Raw genomic sequence first — 4,471 nt, forward strand, 5'->3', positions numbered from 1 at the left:
CTCGCGTTTAGATCAATATATACACTTATTCATATATATAAAAATCCATATGCAAGATACGGAGAACATTCGTCTGTATGAATCCAGCTGAATTTAGCAAAGCTATCGCTGACCCCACCCGCGCGCGTATCGCGCTGCTGGTCACATGCGAAAAAGAGCTATGTGTATGTGAACTCACCTGTGCGCTCGATGAAATCCAACCCAAAATTTCCCGCCATTTGGCGCTGCTGCGCGAGTCAGGTCTGCTCGCTGATCGCCGCCAAGGGCAGTGGGTGTACTACCGTTTGCATCCGGAATTGCCCGCGTGGATTACTAAAACATTGAAGACGATGCTCGATGCCAATCAGGATTGGCTGGAGGAAAATCACCAACGCCTGTGTGAAATGGAAGACCGACCGAACCGTTGTTGTTAAACAATTAATATCAAATAAATTTTTTTGCGAGAAAGAACATGAAAAAAATCAAAATCGGTATCAATGGTTTTGGCCGTATCGGTCGCCTGGCATTGCGTGCAAGCTGGCGCTGGCCGGAATTTGAATTTGTACAGATTAATGATCCTGCAGGTGATGCAGCCACTTTTGCACATTTATTAAAATTCGATTCAGTGCAAGGCCAATGGGCGCCAGACACCAGCGCGGATGAACATGCAATTAAAATTGACGACAAATCGAAAAAAATTACGCGCAAGAAAACGATTGCGGAAACTGATTGGAGCGGTTGCGATCTGGTAATTGAAGCCAGCGGCAAAATGCGCAAGGTAAACTTGTTGCAGGCCTATTTGGATCAAGGCGTAAAACGTGTCGTGGTAAGCGCACCGGTAAAAGAACCGGGTGTATTAAATGTCGTGATGGGCATTAATCAGCATTTATTTGATCCAGCAATGCATCGCATAGTGACAGCGGCGTCTTGCACCACTAACTGTCTGGCACCGGTGGTTAAAGTGATTCATGAACAGCTCGGGATTAAACACGGCGCCATTACCACCATTCACGATTTAACTAACACCCAATCTATACTCGACCAACCCCATAAAGATTTGCGCCGCGCTCGCGCATCCCATTCCAATTTAATTCCCACTAGTACCGGTTCAGCTACTGCAATCGCAGAAATTTTTCCTGAGCTGCGCGGTAAATTAAATGGCCACGCTGTGCGTGTGCCATTGGCTACGGGTTCACTGACCGATTGCGTATTTGAAGTGGAGCGCAATACCAGTGTGGAAGAAGTGAATGCGTTGTTAAAAAGCGCGAGCGAAACTTATCTGAAAAATATTCTTGGCTATGAGACGCGCCCGTTAGTCTCCAGTGATTTTTGTGGCAATCCGCTTTCATCGATTGTCGATGCGCTTTCCACTATGGTGGTGAACGGTACCTTGGTAAAAATTTATGCCTGGTACGACAATGAATGGGGTTATGCAAATCGCACGGCGGAATTGGCGAAACTTGTAGGATCGGCAGATTAATGTAGCCCGTATGGAGTGTAACGGAATACGGGGTTGTTTATGTTCGCAAAAACCGTCCCGTATTACGCTAGGCTCCATACGGGCTACGCTTACAGGAAATTTATGAACGCGTCTTCTGCAATAAAACAATACGCAATCGTCACCGGAAATTATTGGGCGTTTACGCTTACCGATGGTGCGCTGCGTATGTTGGTGGTGTTGCACTTTCATCAACTCGGCTACAGCCCGCTAGAAATTGCGGCGCTGTTTTTGTTTTATGAAATTTTCGGGATAGTCACTAATTTATTTGGCGGTTATCTGGGTGCGCGCATTGGTTTAAATCGCACCATGAATATTGGCCTTGGCTTACAGGTAATTGCGCTGGCGTTGCTCACCGTGCCCACTCATTGGCTCAGTGTGCCGCTGGTGATGGGCGCGCAGGCGTTATCAGGCATCGCTAAAGATTTAAATAAAATGAGCGCCAAGAGTGCGATTAAATTATTAGTTCCGGGTGATCAGCAGGGAAAATTATTTAAATGGATTGCATTGCTCACTGGCTCAAAAAACGCGTTGAAAGGTGTGGGATTTTTTCTCGGCGGCGCACTGCTGGCGCTCTTGAGCTTTAAAGCCGCAGTATTGGCGATGGCAACGGCGCTAGCCTTGGTATGGATTGCCAGTGTGATCTTACTGAAACAGGATTTAGGTAAAGCTAAAAACAAACCGAAATTTAATGAATTATTTTCCAAAAGCCGTGCGATTAATATTTTGTCCGCTGCGCGATTATTCTTATTTGGCGCGCGCGATATATGGTTTGTAGTAGCACTGCCGGTTTTTCTAAGCAGCCAGCTAGGTTGGAATTTTTGGTGGGTCGGCGGGTTTCTCGCAAGCTGGGTCATTGGTTACGGTATTGTGCAATCTTTTGCACCCAGGATTATCGGCGCATTCTCTTCCACTAAACCAGATTCTGCCCCAGCCGGTAGCGCAGCGCTGGTGTGGGCCATAATACTAACGCTCGTTACCGCGCTTATGGCATTTGCGTTTTCAACATCCTTGCCTGTTGCGCAGGTATTAATTATCGGGCTAATACTCTTTGGTGTGGTATTTGCGATTAACTCATCGCTGCACAGTTATCTAATTGTTAGCTACGCTAAAGACGATGGTGTTTCACTTGATGTTGGCTTTTATTATATGGCCAACGCCATGGGGCGGTTAATCGGCACCTTATTATCAGGTTATGTCTATCAAACCGGTGGCATGGTTGCCTGTCTTTGGACAACAACCGTTTTTCTAATCATCGTCTGTGCTATTTCGTTGTTACTACCAAAAAACCACTCGCTCGCACTTTAAGCGCTATTGTATTTTCATGATCAGTAGGACATCGGCCAAACTATGTTGTTATCCCTATTATCAATTTTGTTTTTAGTTACGGTCGCTGTGCTGATTCATTTTGAAGCGCTGAATTTACTAACCACTGCCATTCCCAACATAAAAGCCTCACCGCGCCTGAGTATCCTTATCGGTATATTGGGATGTCTTTGTGCGCATTTGTTAGAAATTACCCTTTTCGCCGGCGGTTTTTATTTTTTAATTCAACAGGAATCACTGGGTAGCTTGCTGGGCGGCGATATTCAGGGTCATGGCTTATTTGGTACGCCCAGCACCGGTTTTATCGATAGCCTTTATTTTTCACTCACCTGTTACACCTCGCTCGGTTTTGGCGACCTTGCGCCCACCGGATGGCTGCGTTTTTTAGCGGGTATTGAGGCCTTAACCGGTTTGTTACTGATTGCCTGGACTGCGTCTTTTATGTATTTGGAAATGCAGAAACACTGGAAAGTAAAATAATAGAGGAAGGTAAAATAAAGTGACCGATAAAAAGGTTTGCAACACAAATTGCGACTCTGCCGCCGATTTATTAAATCGTGCCTGTTTTTGCAAAACCCTTAATCGCGCTGAATTGCTGGCGAGTTTGCAGGCGCAGGCATTGCCAGCTGAAGTATTGCAACACCTCGAACAATTATTTTCCCACACGGCAGTATTTATCTCCCCTACACAATGGCAACAACTGCAGCAGCTGGTGCATGCAATAACGCGCGTTACTTCCCTGAGTGCTTATCAACAAGCGGCATTAGCCAAGGCTCCTGCCATCGCTCAACATGCATCACTCGTCTCTGGCGTATTTATGGGCTTTGATTTTCATTTAAATGAAACCGGGCCACAGGTTATTGAAATCAATACCAACGCTGGTGGTGGTTTTTTAAATGCGATATTGCTCAGCGCACAAACTGCTTGTTGCAATGCAGCGGGTGATTTTCCGCAGCTTCATCAGCCACAAGTTGAAGCTGGATTTGTGGCTATGTTTAAACGTGAGTGGCAGTTAGCGCGCGGTGATCAAACACTGCGCTGCGTTGCACTGGTAGACGAAAACCCCAGCGCCCAATTTCTCTATCCGGAATTTTTATTGGCGCAAAGTGTATTTGAGCGCGCGGGAATTAAAACCCTGATTGTCGATCCGCGCGAACTCACCTTGGTTGACGGCCAGTTGTTTTATCGACAACAAGTGATTGATCTGGTTTACAACCGTCTTACAGATTTTTCCCTTACGCAGCCGGGCAACGCCGTATTGCGCTCTGCTTATGAAAACAATGCCGTAGTGCTTACCCCCAACCCTCGTCACCACGCACTTTATGCCAACAAACGTAATTTAGCCTTGCTCAGCGATGAAACAAACCTCAGGGCATTCGGTGCAAATGATGAAGATATCAAAACCCTGCTCTCCGGAATTCCCCGCACCCAATTAGTCAATGCCTATAATGCCGAACATTTATGGCAGGAGCGCAAACACTTATTTTTTAAACCTGCGACTGGCTATGGAAGCAAAGCGGCCTATCGCGGCGACAAAATTACCAAACGCGTGTGGGATGAAATCCTGCAAGGCGATTATGTCGCCCAACAACAAGTTCCACCGAGCGAGCGCGGTATTTTGGTGGATGAACAAGAGATCGCTTTAAAGGTGGATATTCGTGCGTTCGT

General features: G+C 46.4%; 5 protein-coding genes. All 5 read left to right on the forward strand.

Going from position 1 to position 4,471, the window contains the following annotated elements:
* The first annotated feature begins 77 nt into the window (after positions 1–77).
* Positions 78–413, forward strand: a complete 336-nt coding sequence (locus ACWA6V_RS17755) for a metalloregulator ArsR/SmtB family transcription factor (RefSeq protein ID WP_449523748.1) — start codon at positions 78–80, stop codon at positions 411–413.
* 38 nt (positions 414–451) lie between these two features.
* Positions 452–1,459, forward strand: a complete 1,008-nt coding sequence (locus ACWA6V_RS17760; RefSeq protein WP_449523749.1) for an ArsJ-associated glyceraldehyde-3-phosphate dehydrogenase — start codon at positions 452–454, stop codon at positions 1,457–1,459.
* Between the two features lie 102 nt (positions 1,460–1,561).
* Entirely contained in the window at positions 1,562–2,785 is a 1,224-nt protein-coding gene (gene arsJ, locus ACWA6V_RS17765) for an organoarsenical effux MFS transporter ArsJ (protein WP_449523750.1), read from the forward strand.
* Between the two features lie 42 nt (positions 2,786–2,827).
* Positions 2,828–3,283: an ion channel gene (locus ACWA6V_RS17770; RefSeq protein ID WP_449523751.1), complete on the forward strand. Its 456-nt coding sequence runs from the start codon at positions 2,828–2,830 to the stop codon at positions 3,281–3,283.
* Positions 3,284–3,302: 19 nt separating this feature from the next.
* A partial coding sequence (locus ACWA6V_RS17775; protein ID WP_449523752.1) for a hypothetical protein occupies positions 3,303–4,471 on the forward strand: 1,169 nt, incomplete at its 3' end.

The organism is Cellvibrio sp., assembly GCF_053579595.1.

Bases quoted from the DNA above. Each gene is read 5' to 3' on its own strand.
- ACWA6V_RS17755 (WP_449523748.1), top strand. From the start codon at position 78: ATGAATCCAGCTGAATTTAGCAAAGCTATCGCTGACCCCACCCGCGCG.
- ACWA6V_RS17760 (WP_449523749.1), top strand. From the start codon at position 452: ATGAAAAAAATCAAAATCGGTATCAATGGTTTTGGCCGTATCGGTCGC.
- arsJ (WP_449523750.1), top strand. From the start codon at position 1,562: ATGAACGCGTCTTCTGCAATAAAACAATACGCAATCGTCACCGGAAAT.
- ACWA6V_RS17770 (WP_449523751.1), top strand. From the start codon at position 2,828: ATGTTGTTATCCCTATTATCAATTTTGTTTTTAGTTACGGTCGCTGTG.